The 18716-nt window shown below is 60.3% G+C and carries 17 protein-coding genes; 10 read left to right on the forward strand and 7 right to left on the reverse strand.

Annotation, left to right across the window (positions count from 1 at the left end; genetic code table 11):
* The first annotated feature begins 18 nt into the window (after window positions 1-18).
* From VSP_RS16500 to VSP_RS16540, 9 genes are all read left to right on the forward strand, one after another.
* Window positions 19-1350 carry a leucine-rich repeat domain-containing protein gene (locus VSP_RS16500; protein WP_009962045.1) on the forward strand — a complete coding sequence of 444 codons (1332 nt, stop codon included), beginning with the start codon at window positions 19-21 and terminating at the stop codon, window positions 1348-1350.
* Between the two features lie 239 nt (window positions 1351-1589).
* Complete coding sequence (locus VSP_RS16505) at window positions 1590-2135, forward strand: sigma-70 family RNA polymerase sigma factor (RefSeq protein ID WP_009962046.1); 546 nt, start codon at window positions 1590-1592, stop codon at window positions 2133-2135.
* A 6-nt stretch (window positions 2136-2141) separates the two neighbouring features.
* Window positions 2142-3845, forward strand: coding sequence for a LamG-like jellyroll fold domain-containing protein (locus VSP_RS16510; protein WP_009962047.1), 1704 nt, complete (start codon window positions 2142-2144; stop codon window positions 3843-3845).
* A gap of 51 nt (window positions 3846-3896) precedes the next feature.
* Window positions 3897-6782 (forward strand): PSD1 and planctomycete cytochrome C domain-containing protein, encoded by a 2886-nt coding sequence (locus VSP_RS16515; RefSeq protein WP_009962048.1) that lies wholly within the window; start codon window positions 3897-3899, stop codon window positions 6780-6782.
* Between the two features lie 56 nt (window positions 6783-6838).
* Window positions 6839-7615: a sterol desaturase family protein gene (locus tag VSP_RS16520; protein ID WP_009962049.1), complete on the forward strand. Its 777-nt coding sequence runs from the start codon at window positions 6839-6841 to the stop codon at window positions 7613-7615.
* Between the two features lie 281 nt (window positions 7616-7896).
* Window positions 7897-8061: a hypothetical protein gene (locus tag VSP_RS43075; protein ID WP_009962050.1), complete on the forward strand. Its 165-nt coding sequence runs from the start codon at window positions 7897-7899 to the stop codon at window positions 8059-8061.
* A gap of 304 nt (window positions 8062-8365) precedes the next feature.
* The gene (locus tag VSP_RS16530; protein ID WP_009962052.1) at window positions 8366-9424 is read left to right on the forward strand and encodes a cellulase family glycosylhydrolase; all 1059 of its coding nucleotides are present in this window, start codon (window positions 8366-8368) and stop codon (window positions 9422-9424) included.
* A 106-nt stretch (window positions 9425-9530) separates the two neighbouring features.
* Complete coding sequence (locus VSP_RS16535; protein WP_009962053.1) at window positions 9531-10967, forward strand: DUF1501 domain-containing protein; 1437 nt, start codon at window positions 9531-9533, stop codon at window positions 10965-10967.
* 32 nt (window positions 10968-10999) lie between these two features.
* Window positions 11000-11245, forward strand: a complete 246-nt coding sequence (locus VSP_RS16540) for a CDGSH iron-sulfur domain-containing protein (RefSeq protein ID WP_009962055.1) — start codon at window positions 11000-11002, stop codon at window positions 11243-11245.
* Window positions 11246-11257: 12 nt separating this feature from the next.
* Here VSP_RS16540 and VSP_RS16545 read toward each other — a convergent pair whose 3' ends face one another.
* A complete protein-coding gene (locus VSP_RS16545; RefSeq protein ID WP_009962056.1) occupies window positions 11258-12370 on the reverse strand; it encodes a DNA glycosylase AlkZ-like family protein in 1113 nt (370 codons plus the stop codon).
* Between the two features lie 76 nt (window positions 12371-12446).
* Here VSP_RS16545 and VSP_RS16550 point away from each other — a divergent pair, with 76 nt between their 5' ends.
* Window positions 12447-12767 (forward strand): hypothetical protein, encoded by a 321-nt coding sequence (locus VSP_RS16550; RefSeq protein ID WP_009962057.1) that lies wholly within the window; start codon window positions 12447-12449, stop codon window positions 12765-12767.
* 29 nt (window positions 12768-12796) lie between these two features.
* On the opposite strand, the gene VSP_RS35840 is transcribed toward VSP_RS16550, so the two are convergent.
* The 6 genes from VSP_RS35840 to VSP_RS16580 form a co-directional block, all read right to left on the reverse strand.
* Window positions 12797-13288, reverse strand: coding sequence for a cupin domain-containing protein (locus tag VSP_RS35840; RefSeq protein WP_009962058.1), 492 nt, complete (start codon window positions 13286-13288; stop codon window positions 12797-12799).
* 361 nt (window positions 13289-13649) lie between these two features.
* Complete coding sequence (locus VSP_RS16560; protein ID WP_009962059.1) at window positions 13650-15275, reverse strand: sulfatase family protein; 1626 nt, start codon at window positions 15273-15275, stop codon at window positions 13650-13652.
* A gap of 52 nt (window positions 15276-15327) precedes the next feature.
* Window positions 15328-15756 (reverse strand): large conductance mechanosensitive channel protein MscL, encoded by a 429-nt coding sequence (mscL, locus tag VSP_RS16565; protein ID WP_009962060.1) that lies wholly within the window; start codon window positions 15754-15756, stop codon window positions 15328-15330.
* Window positions 15757-15818: 62 nt separating this feature from the next.
* Entirely contained in the window at window positions 15819-16676 is an 858-nt protein-coding gene (locus VSP_RS39575; RefSeq protein ID WP_009962061.1) for a nitrilase-related carbon-nitrogen hydrolase, read from the reverse strand.
* Window positions 16673-17272: a GNAT family N-acetyltransferase gene (locus tag VSP_RS16575; protein ID WP_009962062.1), complete on the reverse strand. Its 600-nt coding sequence runs from the start codon at window positions 17270-17272 to the stop codon at window positions 16673-16675. The genes VSP_RS39575 and VSP_RS16575 overlap by 4 nt, the downstream gene beginning before the upstream one ends.
* Window positions 17273-17345: 73 nt before the next feature.
* On the reverse strand, window positions 17346-18668 hold the full coding sequence (locus tag VSP_RS16580; protein ID WP_009962063.1) for a sulfatase family protein: 1323 nt from the start codon (window positions 18666-18668) through the stop codon (window positions 17346-17348).
* Between the last annotated feature and the right edge of the window lie 48 nt (window positions 18669-18716).

Below are 18716 nucleotides of genomic sequence, written 5' to 3' on the forward strand. Positions count from 1 at the left end.
TATCCAAGACGCAACTGAATGGGCAATACAAGTTCGGCAGCATTGCAGGAGGCACGGAGGCGCATCAGCGTTTCCAAGACAACGGGACAGCCCCATCTCTTTTTGGGAGACTTGGGGCTGGATGAAGTCCCATTGGAAGTCGCGGAGCTGTCTCATCTCCGCCAACTGAGTCTCGGATGGAACTATTCCCCTTCGGCCAAAAAGTGGAATCCGGATCGGTCATTCTTTAACCCGGGTGCGATGTCCAACCTCTCAGAGTTGGCGCACCTCCCGCTTGAGTGGTTGGATCTGAGGGCCACCGGATTTAACAACTGTGCCGCTTTGGAAGGGTTCTCTGCATTGAGGAGCCTGAATCTCAGCCACTCCTACGTCAGAAATATTGAACCCCTTTCGGCCCTCAGCCAGTTGCAGTGTCTGGAGCTCTGTCAAACTCAAGTCACGGACTTCAAACCATTGCAACGACTCGGGGCCTTGCAGCAGCTAGACCTCTACTCGACTTCCGTAAGCGATCTCGAACCGCTGGCGGCACTCCACGCTTTGCAGCAACTAAACATTTGTAGCACCAAAGTCACTGATCTTGAACCGTTGGCGGGACTCAGCAGCCTACGGCAGTTCAATTTCAGTTTTACCGGAGTCACCGAACTGGATCCATTGGCGAAGATCACCACCTTACAGCAACTGGAGTTCAGGCTGGCCCCTATCTTCGATCTGGATGCGTTGGCAGGTCTTCGCGAACTGCAAAAGCTTGATCTCAGCACGACAGAAGTTCGTGATCTTGAACCATTGTCAGGGCTCGGCGCATTGCAAAAGCTCTATTTTAACCACACTGCAGTCAGCGACCTTGGACCGTTGGCGGGGCTCAGCGCACTGCGTAAGCTGGACCTTAGATGTGCTCGTCGGGTCACCGACATTGGGCCCTTGGCGGGGCTGCATGCGTTGCAGCGTTTGATCCTCGCTTCAACCCAGGTAACCGACCTCACGCCACTGACGGAACTTCGAAATTTGCAGCATTTGGACCTTTCGAGGACCAAAGTGAGTGACCTCAGTCCGTTGACTTCACTCACAGCTTTGCGGAGTTTGGGCCTTACTTCGACACAAGTCAGCGACCTGGCCCCATTAGCCGCCTATAGAGACTTGCAGCGGCTCTTTCTCGATTCCACACAAGTAAGTGATCTTGGACCAGTGGCGGGAATGAACAGCTTGCAGGAATTGTACGTCAGTCACACGTCGGTCACCGACCTTGGGCCGCTGGCGGGTCTAACGGAACTTAAGCGGTTGAGTGTTGACGAGTGTGCTGTCAATTCAATGCCTCCGACGATCTCCCCCAATGAGAGCTGGGCAAAGCAATGACACTTATGAAAGTGGCTAAAGTGACAATCTGCCAGAATTACGATCTCAACGAGCCTCCAAAAACGGACTCGGACTGGCCGCGGCGGTGACGCACTGAATGGTGCGCAATCCATCCATCCTTGAAGTTCCACGCGGTTTGCTTGATCCTTATATTAGCCGCCATCCTCGTTTCCCGTCCAAAATTCCAATATCTGGCGGTTACTTTTCGGCGTCCTGTTCTGTGCCCAATCGCTCGTTCCATGTCCACCCCTCCCGCCCCTGCCCCACCCGAACACTACGAGACGTTCGTTCGCCTTTTTGTGCACCACGAAGGGCGGCTCCGGGGCTTCCTGAGGACCTTGGTACGCGATTGGGATGACGTGGATGAGGTGATGCAGGAGACCAGTCTGGTGGCTTGGCGGAAGTTCTCGCAGTTCGATCCGGACACGAATTTCATGGCTTGGGCGGCAGCGATTGCCCGATTCGAGGCACTGAAGCACCTGCGGAAGCAATCCCGGGACCGTCTGGTCTTCAACGACGAAATCCTGGACCTGCTGGCTGAGGAGAGTCTGGAAGAAGTGGACTCCCTGGAGCGCCACCGTTCCGCTCTGGGCAAGTGCCTGGAGAAGCTCGACTCCCGCCAGAAGGAGCTCCTCCAGCTGGCTTACCAGCCGGGTGTGAAGTTCCACGAGGTGGCCGCACAGGCGGGCAAGAGCGCGCAGGCCTTCTACAAAACCATCCAGCGTATGCGGGCAGCCCTGCTGCAGTGCGCGGAGAAACAGATGCAGGCGGAGGCTGCGACCTGATTCACCATGTCAACTTCTGGAAACGGTAACACAGGTAACGGTGGGGGGTGCAATCCGGGGCAACTTCCCGAGGCGAGCCGCCTCATCGGTGAGTGGCTCAGCGGTGGCATCACGCCGGCTGACTTTGACCTCTTGCAGACGATGCTGCGCGATTGCAGCGAGGTACGGCGGATGCTGCGCGAGGAGGTAAACCTGGAGCAGGTGCTGCGCGAGAACGCCAGCGTCACGGCCGACCTGAAGGCCTGGAATCCGGAAGGTCTGCCTGACCACGAGGGCGAGGGAGAGGCGGCGGTCATGCCCTTTCCGGGGCAGAGTACGAAGACCCGGGCCAAGAAGTACTGGATTTCTTGGGCCGCGGCTGCATCACTGGCAGTACTGCTCTCCGCAGGCACCTTCCTCTGGGGGGGCCGCCATGCGCTGAGCAAGGATCTGGTGCGGGAAGAAACGAATCGCGGCTGCGCCATCCTCACCCATGTGGTGAATGCTGAGTGGCTGGATGACGACAACAGCCGGCGCACCGGGGACACGGTGAACTCCGGGATGCTGAAACTGGCCTGCGGCTTTGCCCAAGTCGAGTTTTTCAGCGGGGCCACGCTCCTCATGGAGGGAGACGCTGAGCTGGAGATTATTTCCCCGTGGGAAGCTATCTGCCACTCTGGAAAAGTGCGCGTGCGCGTGCCCCCGCCTGCTCGCGGCTTCCTGCTCCATGCCCCGGGCATGAAACTGGTGGATCTGGGCACGGAGTTCGGTGTGCAAGTGAACCCGGAAGACCTGAGCTCCGAGGTGCACGTCTTCGAAGGAGAGGTGGAAGCCCACCCGAACAATCAAGAACTCATCAGCCTGAAAGAGGGCATGGGCCTCTATAAGGAAGGCAACAAAGTCGCCCCGCTACCCGGCGTGCGCCCTGATGACTTCATGGGCATGGAGCGTCTGGACGCGATCACCGCCACCCGGGCCAAAGCCCGGTATGATGCCTGGGCTACATGGAAAAAGGACATCAGCAGCGACGAGCGGCTCGTGGTCTATTTCCCGTTCGAGCGCCAGGGTAAATGGCAGCGCATGATCGGCAACGGCTGCAATCCGTGCAATCCTGACCGCAACGGCGGCGTGGTAGGGGCCCGGTGGACCCAGGGCCGCTGGCCCATGAAGGATGCCCTGGAATTCAAGCGTCCTGGGGATCGGGTACGTCTCCGCATCGACGGCGAGTACGAGGCACTCACTCTCACCTGCTGGGTGAAGGTGGACGGGCTGGACCGCAAGTTCAATGCCCTGCTCCTGACCGATGGCTATGATGCCGGTGAGCCCCACTGGCAGATCACCCAGGATGGGAGGCTCATGTTCTCCATCGCCTATCCGGATGAGGAGCACCCCGATGTGAAGCGCAATCAGGTGCACTACTCGCCAGTCGTGTTCAACCGCTCCAACATCGGCCGCTGGCACCAGCTCGCGGTCACCTATGACAACTGCAGCGGTGAAGCGATCCAGTTTGTGGACGGCAAGGAAGTGAGCCGGGAGGTCTCGCCGCTCTACCAGCCGGGGCGCAAGATCGTCTATGGTGCCTGTGAGCTGGGCAACTGGGGCCTCCCCCTCCAGGACCACCAGTTCCCCGTGCGGAACCTCAATGGATGCATGGACGAGTTTGCCATCTATCAGATCGCACTCGCTGGCGATGAGCTGAAGAAGATCTACGAAGCCTCCAAGCCGGAGTAGGCGGATCATTTTGGATTTTGGAAGCGAGATTTTGGATTAATTGTTTCCTCGATGCGATCTCACAAGCACTTCTGGGCGCTGATGACGGCGGCAGTCTCCACGGGAGGTGGATTGATGGCGGCAGAGCCGGAGGCAGAGAAGCATTTCGTGTTAAAAGTGCTGCCGCTCTTCAAGGAGAAGTGCCTCGCCTGCCACGGGGACGACCCGAAGAAATTCAAGGGCGGGTTCGACATGCGGACGCCGGAGAGGTTCTTCTCCGGCGGTGACAGTGAGAAGAATCCCGTTGTGCCGGGCAAGCCGGAGGAGAGCGTGCTCTACATCTCTGTGACCCGCACCGACTCCAGCCTGGCCATGCCGCCGAAGGAGAATGACAAGCTCTCTGAGGCGCAGGTGGAGATCATCAAACACTGGATCCTGGACGGCGGAATCTGGCCGGATGCCGGGAGGATCGCTGAAATCACGGAGGAACAGGCCCGCGCCCCCAAAGCTGCCGCCACCGGAGAGACGGGTGTCAAAGTGACCACCAGCGGCGGACTGTCGGACGACTGGACGAACCGACCCTACAAGCCGGAGGATCTGTGGGCGTATGCGCCGATTCGTGGCGTGCTCAAAGACGAAGGACCAGAAAGCGGACGTTCCATTGATCGCCTCATCGGCGCCAAGATGAAGGAACTCGGGGTGGAAGCGGGACCTCTGGCGGACCGGAGAACGCTGATCCGCAGGGCGACGTTTGACCTCACCGGACTGCCACCGACTCCGCAGGAGGTGGCGCAATTCCTTGCAGACCCTGTCTCCGAGGAGGAGGCATTTGCAAGACTCGTGGATCGGCTCCTGGCCAGTCCCCACTATGGAGAGCACTGGGCGCGTCACTGGCTGGATGTGGTGCGCTATGCAGACTCCTCCGGCTTTGCCAACGACTACGAGCGCGGCAACACCTGGCGGTACCGCGACTACGTCATCCGGGCATTCAATGAGGACAAACCGTATGACCAGTTCATCCGGGAGCAGATCGCGGGAGATGAACTCCCGTCAGACCGGACCAAGACACCTGAATCGGAAAGGCTGATCGCCACGGGATTCCTGCGCATGGGCCCCTGGGAGCTGACCGGCATGGAGGTGCCGAAGGTGGCGCGTCAACGCTTCCTGGATGACGTGACGGACATCGTGGGACAGGCATTCCTGGGGCACACCCTGCAATGCGCGAGGTGCCATGACCACAAGTTCGATCCCATACCGACGCAGGACTACTACGCCATGCAGGCCTGCTTCGCCACCACGCAGCTCTCCGAGCGGGAGGCGCCCTTCCTTCCGGCAGAGAACACCCGTGGGTTTGAGGAAATCAAGTATCTGGAGATGCGCCGGGCAGAACACCTGGCCAGTCTGCGCCGCCTCGATGGAGTCTCGCTCAAGGCGGCCGGAGCCTGGTTCAAGGAAAAGAGCCTGGACCGCAGTGCTTGGGATGCCGCCCTGGCGAAGATCCGGACCCGCCAACCGGACACCCGGGCGAATGCACGCAGGGAGTTTTTCGGCCTCTTTGACGCCGCGCGCAATGCCCTGCTGAAACAGGGCGTGCCGGAGGCTGAGTATCCGCCAAAAAACCTCGGGTTCAACGTGGAGGACTACGGTCATGAACGCATCGCACGGAAGGGACTGGAGCGCCTGCGCTGGGAGATGGAGCGGTATGAGCCCTATGCCTTCGCCGTCTATGCGGGGCGAACGCCAGCGCTTAAGTCCGTGAACGCCCCGCTGCGGGTGCCTGCGGCAAGGCTGGAGGATGGGGAACTGGAAATCACCGCGATCTTGGCGGGCGGGGATCCCTTTTCGCCCAAAACGCCAGTGAAACCCGGTACGCTGAGTGCCCTGGGAGGACGCAGCGCGGTCATCCCGGAGGGCATCGAAGGGCGGCGTCTGGCGTTGGCGGACTGGATCGCCTCCGCGGACAATCCCCTCACGACCCGCAGCATTGTGAACCGCCTCTGGCAGTGGCACTTTGGGCGACCTATCGCAGGCAATCCCAACAACTTTGGTGCCACAGGGAAGAAACCGACGCATCCCGAACTGTTGGACTGGCTGGCGAATCGTCTCGTCAAAGAAGGATGGTCGATCAAAGCGATGCATCGCGTGATCATGATGAGTGAGGCGTATCGGCGCAGCGCCAGGCACCCCCACCCGGAACGGCTCAAGCAGCAGGATCCTCATGGCGTGAGCTACGCCGCCTTTCAACCCAGGCGGCTCGCCGCGGAGGAGATTCGCGACGCCATGCTCCTCGTCTCGGGAGAGTTGAATCCCACGATCGGCGGCATTCCTGCCCGGCCTGAGATCAATATGGAGGCCGCGCTACAGCCGCGGCAGGTGATGGGCACCTTCGCCCCGGCCTGGCAGCTGAATCCCCTGCCCGCGCAGCGGCATCGTCGCTCCATCTATGTGCTGAAGCTGCATGGTCTGCGGGACCCTTTCATGGAGGTGTTTAACGAGCCCATACCGGAGTTTTCGTGTGAAGCCAGGGATGCGTCCAACGTCACGCCTCAGGTGTTCAGCCTCTTTAACAGTGCCGCCACGTTCGACCGCGGCCTGCAACTGGCACGCCGTATTCTTCGGGATGGGATTGCGGATGCCCAGGTCATCTCCGCGCTCTTTCTGCATACCTGTGGTCGCCCTCCCACCGAGCAGGAACAGCAGAAGTGTCTGGTGCACTGGGGGAACATGACCCGACGACATGAGGGGCTGACTCTGCCGCGGCAGGTGCTTCCCACCGAGGTGGTTCGAGAGGCCGTGGAGGAGAATACAGGAGAGAAGTTCACCTTCACGGAGCGGTTGCATGTCTCTGCGGACTATCAGCCGGACCTTGTCCCGGGCGAGATGGATGCAAAACTGCGCGGGCTTGCAGAAGTGGCCTTGGTGCTCTTTAATTCCAACGAGTTTGCGTTCGTGTACTGAGAGGGCTTTGAGGAGGTGGGTGCAGGACGGAACGCCGGTTCCCCTTTCCCCCTGCCATGAAAACCCCGCACGACTTCTTCAGGGCCATCACTGGCATCGCCATGGAGAACGGGCTCCGGTATCTCCTCTTCGCCGGCTTCGCGTGGCTGTTGGCGTATGTGCTGTTCCGGCGTCGCTGGTTTCACCGCAAGATCATTGCCCGCCTGCCCACTTCGGCAGATGTGCGCCGTGAGATGGGTTACTCAGTGCTCACGGTGGTGATCTACGGCATCGTGGGCACCCTCACGATCTGGATGGCCAAGCAGGGGTGGACGCACATGTATGGCCGCATCCCCAAGTTTGGGTGGGGCTGGTTTGTGGCCAGCATTTTCTGCATCATTGTGCTACACGATGCCTACTTCTACTGGACCCACCGGCTCATGCATCATCCGCGGCTCTACCGCTGGTTTCACCGGGTGCATCACCAGTCCAACAATCCCTCGCCCTGGGCCGCATACTCCTTTGGCCCGCTGGAGGCTGCCATCCAGGTGGGCATCTTCCCGCTCTCGGTGCTGGTGATGCCCGTGCATCCCCTCGCGTTCTTCATCTTTCTGGTATGGCAGATTGCTTTCAACGTGGCTGGTCACACCGGGTTCGAGTTCTATCCCCGCTGGTGGCTGGATACGTGGTTTGGCCGGTTCATGAACACTCCGACGAATCATGTCATGCACCATGAGTACTACCGCGGGAACTATGGTCTGTATTTCAACGTCTGGGACCGCCTCATGGGGACGAACCATGAGAAGTACGAGGAGCGGTTCAAGGAAGTGACAGGCAGGAGCCGGGCAGCCTGAGGGAGGGGGCAAAAAGTCACTTGTGGCTGGGTTCGTAAGAACTTGGTCAGGCCGCTTGTGGCCCATGACGTGCTGTTCACCCCGCAGGGCCGCGCCACCTTCCCCACTTTCACAAGTGCAGCTACGAGCTTCGAATTGCCCTGCAATGATCCTCAGTCGTGGCTGGGTTCGTAAGAACCTGGTCAGGCCGCTTGTCGCCCATGACGTGCTGCTCACCCCGCAGGGCCGCGCCACCCTCCGCACTTTCACAAGTGCAGCTACGAACTTCGAATTGCCCTGCAATGATCCTCAGTCGTGGCTGGGTTCGTAAGAACCTGGTCAGGCCGCTTGTCGCCCATGACGTGCTGCTCACCCCGCAGGGCCGCGCCACCCTCCGCACTTTCACAAGTGCAGCTACGAACTTCGAATTGCCCTGCAATGATCCTCAGTTGTGGCTGGGTTCGTAAGAACCTGGTCAGTCCGCTTGTTGCCCATGACGTGCCGCTCACCCCGCAGGGCCGCGCCACCCTCCGCAGTTTCACAAGTGCAGCTACGAACTTCGAATTGCCCTGCAATGATCCTCAGTTGTCGCTGGGTTCGTAAGAATCTGGTCAGGCTGCTTGGGGCTCATGACGTGCTGCCCACCCCGCAGGGCCGCGCCACCTTTCCGCACGTTCACAAGTGCAGCCACGAGCTTCGAATTGCCTTGTAGGTTCCTGCATTTCCCTTCGACAATTCCCGGGCCGTTTGTATTCGTCCCTCCACCAGCCCATGGCCACGCCGTCACCCACCCGTCGCGACTTTCTTGCCCTGTCAGGAACTTCCCTTCTGGGATTGGCTGGTTGCGATGGCCCGGCCTCCCCAGCCATCATCCCAAAGACCACCTTGGGCATCACGGGGCCACAGTTCACGTTGAATGGGAAGCCCACCTTCCTGCTCGGTTGCAGCTACTACGCGGCATTGGGAGCTCAGGACGGCACCTGGAAATCGGACTTGGACGAACTGCAGCGCCTCGGCTTCAATTGGATCCGGATGTGGGCCACTTGGGCATCCTTTGACAACGATATCTCCGCCGTGCATCCCAAGACGGGCAAGGCCCGGCAGCCGTATCTGGATCGGCTGAAAGCGCTTCTGACCGACTGCGATGCCCGCGGCATGGTCGTGGACGTAAGCCTCTCCCGGGGCAACAGCGTGACTGGACCCGCCAAGCTGCAGAAACACGAGGCGCATGCGGAAGCGGTACGTACGCTGGTGAGTGAACTCAAGAGCTGGAAGAACTGGTACCTGGACCTCAGCAACGAACGAAACCTGACCGACAAGCGCTTCTGTAGTTATGATGAGCTGGTGGCGTTAGCAGGCATCTCACGATCCATCGATCCAGGTCGTCTGCTCACTGCCTCGTTTGCCGGCGACTTTTCCGCAGACGATCTCCAGGCCTACTCCCAACAGGTGAAGGTGGACTTCCTCAGCCCGCATCGTCCTCGCGAAAGCAACTCCCCGGCCGAAACCGAGTCCCGGACCAAGGAATGGCGGGCTGCGACGCTCAAACTCGGGAAAGAGCTGCCGGTGATGCATCAGGAGCCGTTCCGGCGGGGCTACGGATTCTCCCCCGAGGTGAAGGACTTCCTCATCGATCTGGAAGGGGCGGTGCGGGCAGGCGCAGGCGGATGGTGCTTCCACCAGGGCGACGCCCGCAAGGCCCCGGATGGCCGCCCGCGACGGTCCTTCGATCTGCGGGATGGGCCGCTCTTCAGTCAACTGGACGACGTGGAGGAACAAGCCATCACCCAAATGGCGGCCTCGGTCAAAACCGCCCAAGGCACGCCTTAGGCGCTCATGCAGGGGGTGGAAGTCCGCGGCTTTCTTCATTTCCTGTCCAGATTGGCTCTGCGGCGTCGTTTCCCTTGTGTCCTGACGCCGACCCGCTTCATCAGCCATGTCCACCCCGCCCACTCCCTTCTCCTGTGCCGGTCACCGGGCAGTGTGGGCGCCGACTCGGCGGGAGTTTGTCTATAGCCTCGGGGCGAGCATTGGCAGCGTGGCTCTGACGCAGGCGCTTGCGGCAGAGAGCTCCTCTGCTCCGCCGCTCGCGCCCAAGGCAGCGCACCTGCCCGCACGGGCACGACGCTGCATCTTTCTGATGATGGAGGGCGGTCCGTCCCACATCGACACCTTTGATCCCAAGCCCGAGCTCAAGCGGCTGCATCTGAAGGAATTCGTGCGCAACGATGTGCAACAGTCGGCCATGTCCGGCGGGAAGAGGTACTACGTGCAGAGCCCGTTCGGCTTCGCCAGATACGGTGAGAGCGGTGCCGACATGTGCGACCAGTGGGAGCATCTGCGGCATCACGCGGATGACCTCTGCTTCTACCGCGGCTGTCAGGTTGACTCCGTGAACCACCCGACGGCCATGTACCAGATGAACACGGGAAACCGCTTTGGCGGAGATCCCGGCATCGGCGGTTGGGTGACGTATGGGCTGGGCTCGGTGAACCAGGACCTGCCCGGGTTCATTGTGCTGCCGGAGGTTTCCTATCCACAGGGCGGCGCTGCGAACTGGAGCAACGGCTATTTGCCAGCCAACTTTCAAGGCACGCCCCTGCGCGCCCGCGGCTCCCCCATTCTGGATCTCCAGCCCGCACCGGGCATCACGGCAGAGCATCAACGCGCCAATCTGGATCTGCTGGAGGCCTTGAACCAGCGGCATCAAGCGGAACACCCCTGGCACGATGAGCTGGCCGCCCGCATGGAGAACTACGAGCTGGCATTTCGCATGCAGATACAGGTACCAGGCGTGCTGGACATCAGCAAGGAGAATGCCCAGACGCAGGAGATGTACGGAATCGGCAGCGTTCCCACAGACGCCTTTGGCCGCAAGTGCCTCCTTGCCCGCAAGCTGGTGGAGCAAGGGGTGCGCTTTGTGCAGGTGTATGCCGGCACCTGGGATTCACACGACTACATCGAGCGCGCCCATGGCAATCTGATCCGGGCGGTGGACCGTCCCATCGCGGGACTGCTGGCAGACCTGAAACAACGGGGCCTGCTGGAAGACACGCTGGTGGTGTGGTGCGGCGAGTTTGGCCGCAGTCCGGACAACGGCGTGCGCGGCGGCACTTCGTATGGGCGCGATCACAACCCCAAGGCCATGACCGTCTGGATGGCGGGCGGCGGGGTGCGAGCTGGACACACCATCGGAGCCACGGACGAAACCGGTGCCCAGGCTGTCGATTGCGTCCACCATGTGCGCGACCTCCACGTGACGCTGCTACGGCTCCTGGGGCTGGATGACAACAAGCTCACCTACTTCCACGCGGGACGGTTCAAGCAACTCTCGCAGTTCGGAGGCAGCGTCATCAAGGAACTCATCGCCTAGACGCCCCTCCCCATTTAAGGTATGCTGGGTTCGTGGAAGCACCCCGCATCTGTGACACCAAGCACCGCACCGTCGAGCTGGAGCCCGGCGTGCATTGGTGGTGCTCCTGCGGCCTTTCCGGTCACCAACCCTTCTGCGATGGCAGCCACAAGGGGACCGGCCTGCCACCCCAAAAGATCGTCGTGGACAAGCCCACGGTGGTATGCCTGTGCAACTGCAAGCACACCAAAACCCCGCCTTACTGCGATGGATCGCATGCGGAGCTGGCGGGCGGGTAGCAGCTCACCTGCCTACGAGGTTTTCAGTCCGAGAAACTTCGCCAGCTCTTTGACGGCTCCAGAAGCTTTGTGGCCGCGGCGGACAGTGCGATTCATCACTTCCAACCGGCGCTCCTGCCGGTTCGCCTTCGGGTCCACATGCCCGGCGATCTCCAGATTGGAGAGCAGCGGCAGGGCGTAATACCCTCGTACCCGCTTCACAGCGGGCGTGTAAACTTCCCAGGTGTAGTCGAAGTCCCAGAGCTGCCGGGTCACCTTCCGGTCATAGATCAGGGGATCCAGTGGAGCCAGCAGGGTGGGAAGGCGGTCCCCTTCGTCCAGGCTTTCGAGCAGGGGCAAATCCTCCCGCAGGCAATACCAGAGCGGGCCATCCGCCACCTTGATGGGTTGCACCAGATCTTCCACGACTGGCACTTCCTGCCTGGTGAGCGGCACAAGCCGCCGTTGCCGGAGCTTCTGCAGGACAGACCAGCGCCTGATCGCCACCGCATCCGGCTCGGACTGGCTCAGGACTGACGACGGGATGACCCGTTCTGTAAGGTCATAGAGGCGACGGATGCCCTCGCGCCGGGCGATCATGACGCGACCATGGAAGAAGAGCTTCTGCAGAGTGGCCTTGGCCAGCGTGGCCTGGCTGCCCCAGCCGTGGTGGGAGCGTTGATCATCGTCCACATCATCGGAAGCCAGGGGGCCCCGCTCAGCCATCTCGGCGAGGATCCTCCCGGCCAGCTTGGATTCACGATCATCCAGTTTCCCAGACCAGGTGCTGTCCGTCCCCGTGCGATGGCGCATGGTCGCCAGCAGATACGGCCATGCCTCCAGCGGCAGAGCCACGAGGATGTGAGTGTGAGGAAGATGATGCTCGAACGCCTGCCTTTCCTCCGTCGGCAGCCGGGCTTTTTCAGAACCGTGAAGGAAGCGAAAGAGATCCCCCTCCCGGTAGCCCTGCACGCGGTTGCGCAGGATGAGATCTTGCATGCGGCCACAGACATTGATGGGGTCAATCTGGATGTAACCGTGGTGGCGCAGCGCGGCTGCCACGTCGGGAACCCTGGCACTGAGTAGCACAGCCTTGCAATGGAAACGGCGGGCTTCTGGGAGGGAGAGCGTGAGGGGCGCGGTCACAATATAGAGGGAGTGTTCATTATGCCACCTACGCCCACCCTTGCAAGGCGGACCAAGCCGATGAAACTTTCTGCGAATGACCGAGGCTCAGCTCATCCAGAACTATGTGCGCGTTCGCGTAACTCCCGCTCGCATCATGATCGAGGTCAGGGTGGAGGAACCTGCGGATGAGGATGGCGAAGTCCCCTTCTCGCGCTGGTCGCTGGCTGCAGCCCTGCCCAAGCTCTCCCTGGCCACAGCCGTGGAGCGGGCCCGAATGATGGCGGTAGCAGACCGGCGCTACTTCCGAACCTGTGACGATTGCGGAGACCGATTGCCCGTGGCCCAGATCATCAGCCGTGAAGACGGCACGGAGCATTGCCAAGATTGTGCCGAGGAAGGTGGCAGGGACGACTAGCGTCAGCCGCCTGCCTACCGCAGTGGTCCCTACTGCACATAGTGAATGCCGTGCCGTGCTGAGACGGCCACGACTTGCTCCATGTCCGGAGCTTCGGCACCGGCGCAGACGTCTGCCAGCTCAGCAAAGAAGTCCTCAAACCCGGCGGGTGCGGTGTGCACCAGCATCCGTGAAGGAGCGTCTCCCAAATTCTTAAAGGTGTGGGCGACGCCGCGAGGCAGGTAGGCGGATCCGCCGGGGCCGACTTCTGTCCAAGCCCCGCCGCTGAAGAAGCCTACCTTGCCTTCGATCACATGGAACCACTCGTCTTCGTTGTCGTGGACATGGGTAGGCGGCCCGCCACCGGGTGCGGTGATGACGGTGAACATGGAGTACTGACCGTCCGTATCGGCCCCTGTCAGATGGAGCTGCACCTCATCTCCCAACGCACACAGCGTGCGGGGGGAACGGGTACGGATGACGGCGGATGTCGCGGGTGGTGGGGGGCTCAGATGCATGGTGGAGTCGCTGTTGGATGTCATGACGAATTCAGTTGTGACACCTCCATTATCTGGGCGGACCTCGATTGCCGTGGCGAAAGCTGAAAGTAGTCCAGCACTTTAGTGCGTCAGTTGCGCGACTCCCATCGTCGAATACCGAGCTAAAGCTCTGACTACTTTATGCGCTGCCGCAGGGCTCCTTATCCGGCTGCCCACTAGTAAGTCCGAGCAACTCCCAATGAGGCCAGCGAGGCTCTGTTCGTAGGACAAACTTTAGTTTGCTCAGGCAATCAGAGATCACGCATACTGAGCAAACTAAAGTTTGTCCTACGAACAGCTTCCTCCTGCGATGGCCACGCCAGACATGGATGCATCAGGCGCGGCCGCAAGCATTCGATTCCACCTACTTCGCAGGAGCAGCAGGCTCTGCTGCCTGCGGTAGTTTCCTTTTCTCCTGTCCTTGTCCCTGCCCCTGCCCTCGCGGTCCCTGGCCAGGCTTCCGACCGCCGTAGAACCAGGGCTCCTCTTTCTCTGGCACCTTCAGTTCCGTGCGCAGGCGGCTCAGCTCCCCTTTCAGTTCCTCCGTGATCTTCGTGTAGTCCGGGTTCCCGTAGAAGCTTCTCATCTCCTGAGGGTCCGCCTTGCGGTCAAACAGCTCCCAGTAGTCCACATCCGGCGCATAAAAGTGCACCAGCTTGTACTGGTCAGTCACCACACCATAGTGAGGGCGCACACGGTGAGGCTGGGGAAACTCGTAGTAGTGGTAGTAGAAGCTCTTCCGCCAGTCGCTGGGTGTCTCCCCCTTGAGCAGAGGCACCAGGCTTTTGCCCTGCATGTCTGCGGGAACGGACACCCCGGCGGCTTCCAGGAAGGTCTCGGCAAAGTCCAGGTTGGACACGATGTTCTCATTCTCCACCCCTGCCTTGGCGACTCCTGGCCAGCGCACCATGAGAGGCGCCCTTAAGGACTCTTCAAAGATCCAGCGCTTGTCGAACCAGCCATGTTCACCCAGGTAGAAGCCCTGGTCTGCGGAATAGACGACGATCGTGTCCTCCGCGAGCCCCTCGTCATCCAGATACTTCAGCAACCTGGCAACGCCTTCATCCACGGCTTTCACGCAGCCCAGATAGTCGTGCATGTAGCGCTGGTACCGCCAGCGCACGAGGTCTTTACCCGTGGGTTTTGACTTCTCGAACTCTGCATTCCGGGGGCCGTAGTAGGCGTCCCATTTCGCCTTTTGTTCCGGCGTCATGCTGGCTGGGGCTACCAATTTTGCATCCTTCGGCGTGAAGGTCTTCTCCAGCGTCATGTCCTGGTCACGCTCTGCCACGCCGCGGTTCTCATAGTCATCGAACAGGGTCTCGGGCTCCGGGTATTTCCTATCCCCGTCATGGCCCAGATGGCGCAGCGCGGGGTCCCACTCGCGATGCGGTGCTTTGTGCTGGCACATCATCAGGAAAGGCTTGTTCTTGTCGCGATTCTTGAGCCAGTCCAGAGTAAGGTCCGTGATGATGTCTGTCACATAGCCCTCGTGTTTCACGGGCTTGCCGTTGTCGATCATCGGTGGGTTGTAGTAGATGCCCTGCCCGGGAAGGATCTGCCAGTAGTCAAAACCGGTGGGGTCAGACATGAGGTGCCACTTGCCCACAATCGCAGTCTGATACCCTGCTCCCTGAAGCAGCTTGGGAAAGGTCTGCTGACTGCCGTCAAAGACGGAGTTGCTGTTGTTGAGGAACCCGTTGAGGTGATTGTATTTGCCCGTCAGCACCACCGCCCGGCTCGGGCCACAGATGGAGTTGGGCACCACACAGCGCTGGAAGAGCATGCCCTCCTTGGCGATGCGATCGAGGCCCGGGGTCTCGATGAGCTTGCGGCTGTCCTTGTAGGCACTGATGGCCTGATAGGCATGGTCGTCAGAGAAGATGAAAAGGATGTTGGGCTGCTTGGAGGCGGCAGCGGCCGGGGAGGCCGTTGCCAGCGCACCGAGCACCAGCAACCCCAGGATTGGGAGGAACTTTCGTGCGGTCATGAGCGCATGATAACGAATCAACCCGCCAAAGCTATCTACGAAAAACTCCCACTCAGACTCCCTCCGTCCCAGCGGGGATCTTCGCTGGGATCGGCTCACCTCTTTGCGACTTGAGCAGGTCACGGATCTCCATGAGCAGCTTCACATCCTCAGGCATGGGTGGGGGCACTGCACTGGTCTCCGCCTTTTTCATGGTGATATCCCGAAGCTTGTTCATCGGCTTTACAAAGATGAAGAACAGGATGGCAGCGGTAATGAGGAAGCCCATCAGGGCGGAGAGAACCAGCCCGACATTCAACACCCAGATCTGCAGACCGATCTGGGGGGTGCCGCCGAAGGCACCTAGCAAGGGGTTGATGATGCCTTCAGTGAACTTTTTCACCACCTCACCAAAGGCGGTGCCGATCAAGACGCCCACGGCGAGGTCAATCACATTGCCCTTCATGACGAAGGACTTGAATTCTTCCAGTAGAGCTTTCATGGCAGGAATGGAATGATATGGGGACCCTGTGCCCCATTTTCCTGCGGGTTCGGGCAGCGTGATCACTCTGGACGTAGGATTTGCAGCTCCTCGCCAACTTCCATGCTCAAAAGGGCGGGATTTGTCTCCAGCGTGCGGGCGCGCATTTTCTCGAGCAACCGTTTGTCGAGATGAACCCGGAGTTGCTCAAAGCCCTCATGAAACACAGGCGTGCAGTGCTCCCGGTCTAGATTGGCAAACGGGAGTTGAGCGGGAGCGAACCAGCCCAGACGCCCCATATTATCGTCCACCAGTTCAGAGACCGTCTTGCCCACCAGGTGGGCAATGCCCACATAACAGCCCAACTCCACCGCCCGGGCAGAAGCGCAGCGCCCGATGCGGTCCACCCCCATGAGGCTTTCCGTAGCGCTGGGCACGAGTATCGCGTCCACCCCTTTGCCACGGAGAGCGGCAGAGAGTTCCGGAATCTCAATATCCAGACAGATGACTACGGCTAGCGTAAAGCCCCGCAACGTGAACAGCCGGACCTCCCGCCCGCCGGTGAACCCAGTCTCCCAAGGTGTGAGGAAGACCTTGTCCTGATAAGTCGGCGTCCCTTCACAGAGAATGGGAGCCCGGTTGCGCATGGATCCATCCTCAGCGATCCAGGGAGCAGTACCGAACACCACCGCTTTTCCTGGAGCCGACAGCCGCTGCTGAAGCTCAGGCCAAAGCGTCTTCCAAAAGAGCGCCGCCACCCCTGCCAGCTTGTCCGCGTCGGGAACAAATCTCTCCAGGCACATCCAGGAGTATTCCGGAAACAGGACCACATCTGCCCCATTTGCCCAACTGGATTGAACCATCTCCACCATGTGCTGCACACAACCCTTCGGCGAGCTGACGACGGCTCCCACATCCCAGGTCCGGAGGTCGATGTTCATGAGAGATCTTTGAGCCAGAAAGTGAGCGTTTTGGGAGACTCGGATTCTTCGCCGATCTCCTTCCACACAAAGGTGGCCTGCAGTTCCGGGTGCTTCTGATAGCCCTGTGACACCCAGAAATCGTCCAGAACACGGTAGCCGGGTGGACGCGAAGGATGCTCTGCCATGCGGTCCACCGCGCAGAAGGCGGACCACTTGCACCCGAGTTTTTGAGCATGGGCCACGCGCCGCTTGAAAAACTCCTTCCCGAGCCCTTGGCCGCGCCATTGCGGCAGCAGAATGCTCTCCCCAAAGTAACAGACGGAGTTCACTTCATAGCCCGCCGAGAGAAACGGAGCCTGGAACTCCGGCCCCTCGTCCCTCAGCGGAAGACAGGTGGTCGCACCCACGACCTGCTTTGCAGCGTCCACCACCAGCACCACCAGACTGTCTGGGGTATTCACATAGGTCCTCAGGTACTCCCGCTCATACTCCAGCGTGCCATCGTACAGGTAGGGATACTCGCGAAAGACGCTGATGCGGAGTTCCCCCAGGCCATCCAGCCAGGGTTCCACGTCAGCACCGTGAAGATCGAGAAGAGAGAATGCGGCATCCATGAGACTCCCGTTTAAAAACGGCAATCGTGCCAGACGTCAAGCAAGGATGGCTCGGATTCCTCGAAGGTAGGGATCAAGGCTTGCTCGGATCCCACCAGGCATCGAGCTTCTTGGTCAGAGCCTCCACCACCGCCGCTTCCGCAGAAGCCAGATTCGTCTGCTCGTTGGGGTCGGTTTCGATGAGGTACAGCTCCGGCTTTTCGGTCGGCTCATTGCGGGAATCCGGCACGATTAGCTTGTAGCCTCCATCGATGATCCACCGCCAGCGCAGACTGGCTGATGGCTTCTCCAGATCCACCGAGTTGTGGGTGAAGATCTCACCTGTGATCGATTTCCTCGCCGCGAGGGCAGCATCATCCAGCAGGTTGAGTCCAGTCATCTCCAACGGGGGTGTCATTCCCACTGCCTTGAGCACCGTCGGGGCGATGTCCACTGAGCTGGCCAGTGTTGTCTCTTTGCCAGGCTTCACTTTCCCCGGCCAGCGCACCATGATTGGCGTACGCAGCCCACCATCATACTGGCTCTGTTTGGAGCGCGGGGCATACTTGGGCGCCTCTGGATTCTGAATCCAGCCATTGTCTGCCACATAGATGACGATGGTGTTTTCTGTGAGCCCCTTTTCCTTTAGGAAGCCCATGAGCTCACCACAAGTTTCATCAAACCACTCTACCATGGCCCAGTAGCGGGCCACATGGATGGAAGGCGTCTTGTCCTTGTACTTGGCCAGCAGACGATCCGGGGGCGTGTGGGGATCGTGAGGCAGGAGCGGGGCGTACCATGCCAGGAAGGGCTTCTTGTCCGCCACGGCCTGATTGACGAAGTCATAGATCGGCTGGAGCCCTTCGCGCCCGATCTTGAGGCCGTCATCACCATGGCGATCCCCGCGGGTCATGCCGTGGGTGAATCCTCCACGGGCAAAACTCCCCTGCCACCATTTGCCTGTTTGAAAACTCACGTACCCCTTCTGTTGCAGCAGGCGGGGCAACGTGGCGAGCTGATCCATGTGCTGATTGAACCGCTCCCTGCCTGCCACAAAGGCTGGATCCTTGATGCCAGCCCGTTTCCTGCCCTCCGCCAAGGGTGGATCGTTGCTGGTGATGAAGTTCTGGTGCGGATACTGGCCGGAGATGATGGTGGCCAGGCTCGGGCAGCAAAGACTGGAGGGCACATAACCTCGCGCGAAGACACGGCTCTCCGCCGCAAGCCGGTCCAAGTGGGGCGTCTGGACCACTTGGTGCCCCATGAACCCGTAGTCACCCCAGTGGTGGTCATCGGACACAATCAACACCACATTCGGCGGGGCCGGCTTGGGAGTGGCAGCAGATTGGCCGTAAGTCACGCCAGCCAGGAAGGGCAGGCAGACAACGAGGATCGTGAGAAGGCGGGAACCGGTCATGGACGAGTTAAACGCCCACAACCGATGAAAATGTCAAAAAATGCCGGA

Source organism: Verrucomicrobium spinosum DSM 4136 = JCM 18804 (genome assembly GCF_000172155.1).
Lineage (GTDB): Bacteria > Verrucomicrobiota > Verrucomicrobiia > Verrucomicrobiales > Verrucomicrobiaceae > Verrucomicrobium > Verrucomicrobium spinosum.

Bases quoted from the DNA above. Each gene is read 5' to 3' on its own strand.
- VSP_RS16505 (WP_009962046.1), top strand. From the start codon at position 1,590: ATGTCCACCCCTCCCGCCCCTGCCCCACCCGAACACTACGAGACGTTC.
- VSP_RS16500 (WP_009962045.1), top strand. From the start codon at position 19: ATGGGCAATACAAGTTCGGCAGCATTGCAGGAGGCACGGAGGCGCATC.
- VSP_RS16580 (WP_009962063.1), bottom strand. From the start codon at position 18,668: ATGACCGGTTCCCGCCTTCTCACGATCCTCGTTGTCTGCCTGCCCTTC.
- VSP_RS16510 (WP_009962047.1), top strand. From the start codon at position 2,142: ATGTCAACTTCTGGAAACGGTAACACAGGTAACGGTGGGGGGTGCAAT.
- VSP_RS16530 (WP_009962052.1), top strand. From the start codon at position 8,366: ATGGCCACGCCGTCACCCACCCGTCGCGACTTTCTTGCCCTGTCAGGA.
- VSP_RS35840 (WP_009962058.1), bottom strand. From the start codon at position 13,288: ATGACATCCAACAGCGACTCCACCATGCATCTGAGCCCCCCACCACCC.
- VSP_RS16520 (WP_009962049.1), top strand. From the start codon at position 6,839: ATGAAAACCCCGCACGACTTCTTCAGGGCCATCACTGGCATCGCCATG.
- VSP_RS39575 (WP_009962061.1), bottom strand. From the start codon at position 16,676: ATGAACATCGACCTCCGGACCTGGGATGTGGGAGCCGTCGTCAGCTCG.
- mscL (WP_009962060.1), bottom strand. From the start codon at position 15,756: ATGAAAGCTCTACTGGAAGAATTCAAGTCCTTCGTCATGAAGGGCAAT.
- VSP_RS16515 (WP_009962048.1), top strand. From the start codon at position 3,897: ATGCGATCTCACAAGCACTTCTGGGCGCTGATGACGGCGGCAGTCTCC.
- VSP_RS16560 (WP_009962059.1), bottom strand. From the start codon at position 15,275: ATGACCGCACGAAAGTTCCTCCCAATCCTGGGGTTGCTGGTGCTCGGT.
- VSP_RS16535 (WP_009962053.1), top strand. From the start codon at position 9,531: ATGTCCACCCCGCCCACTCCCTTCTCCTGTGCCGGTCACCGGGCAGTG.
- VSP_RS16550 (WP_009962057.1), top strand. From the start codon at position 12,447: ATGACCGAGGCTCAGCTCATCCAGAACTATGTGCGCGTTCGCGTAACT.
- VSP_RS43075 (WP_009962050.1), top strand. From the start codon at position 7,897: ATGATCCTCAGTCGTGGCTGGGTTCGTAAGAACCTGGTCAGGCCGCTT.
- VSP_RS16575 (WP_009962062.1), bottom strand. From the start codon at position 17,272: ATGGATGCCGCATTCTCTCTTCTCGATCTTCACGGTGCTGACGTGGAA.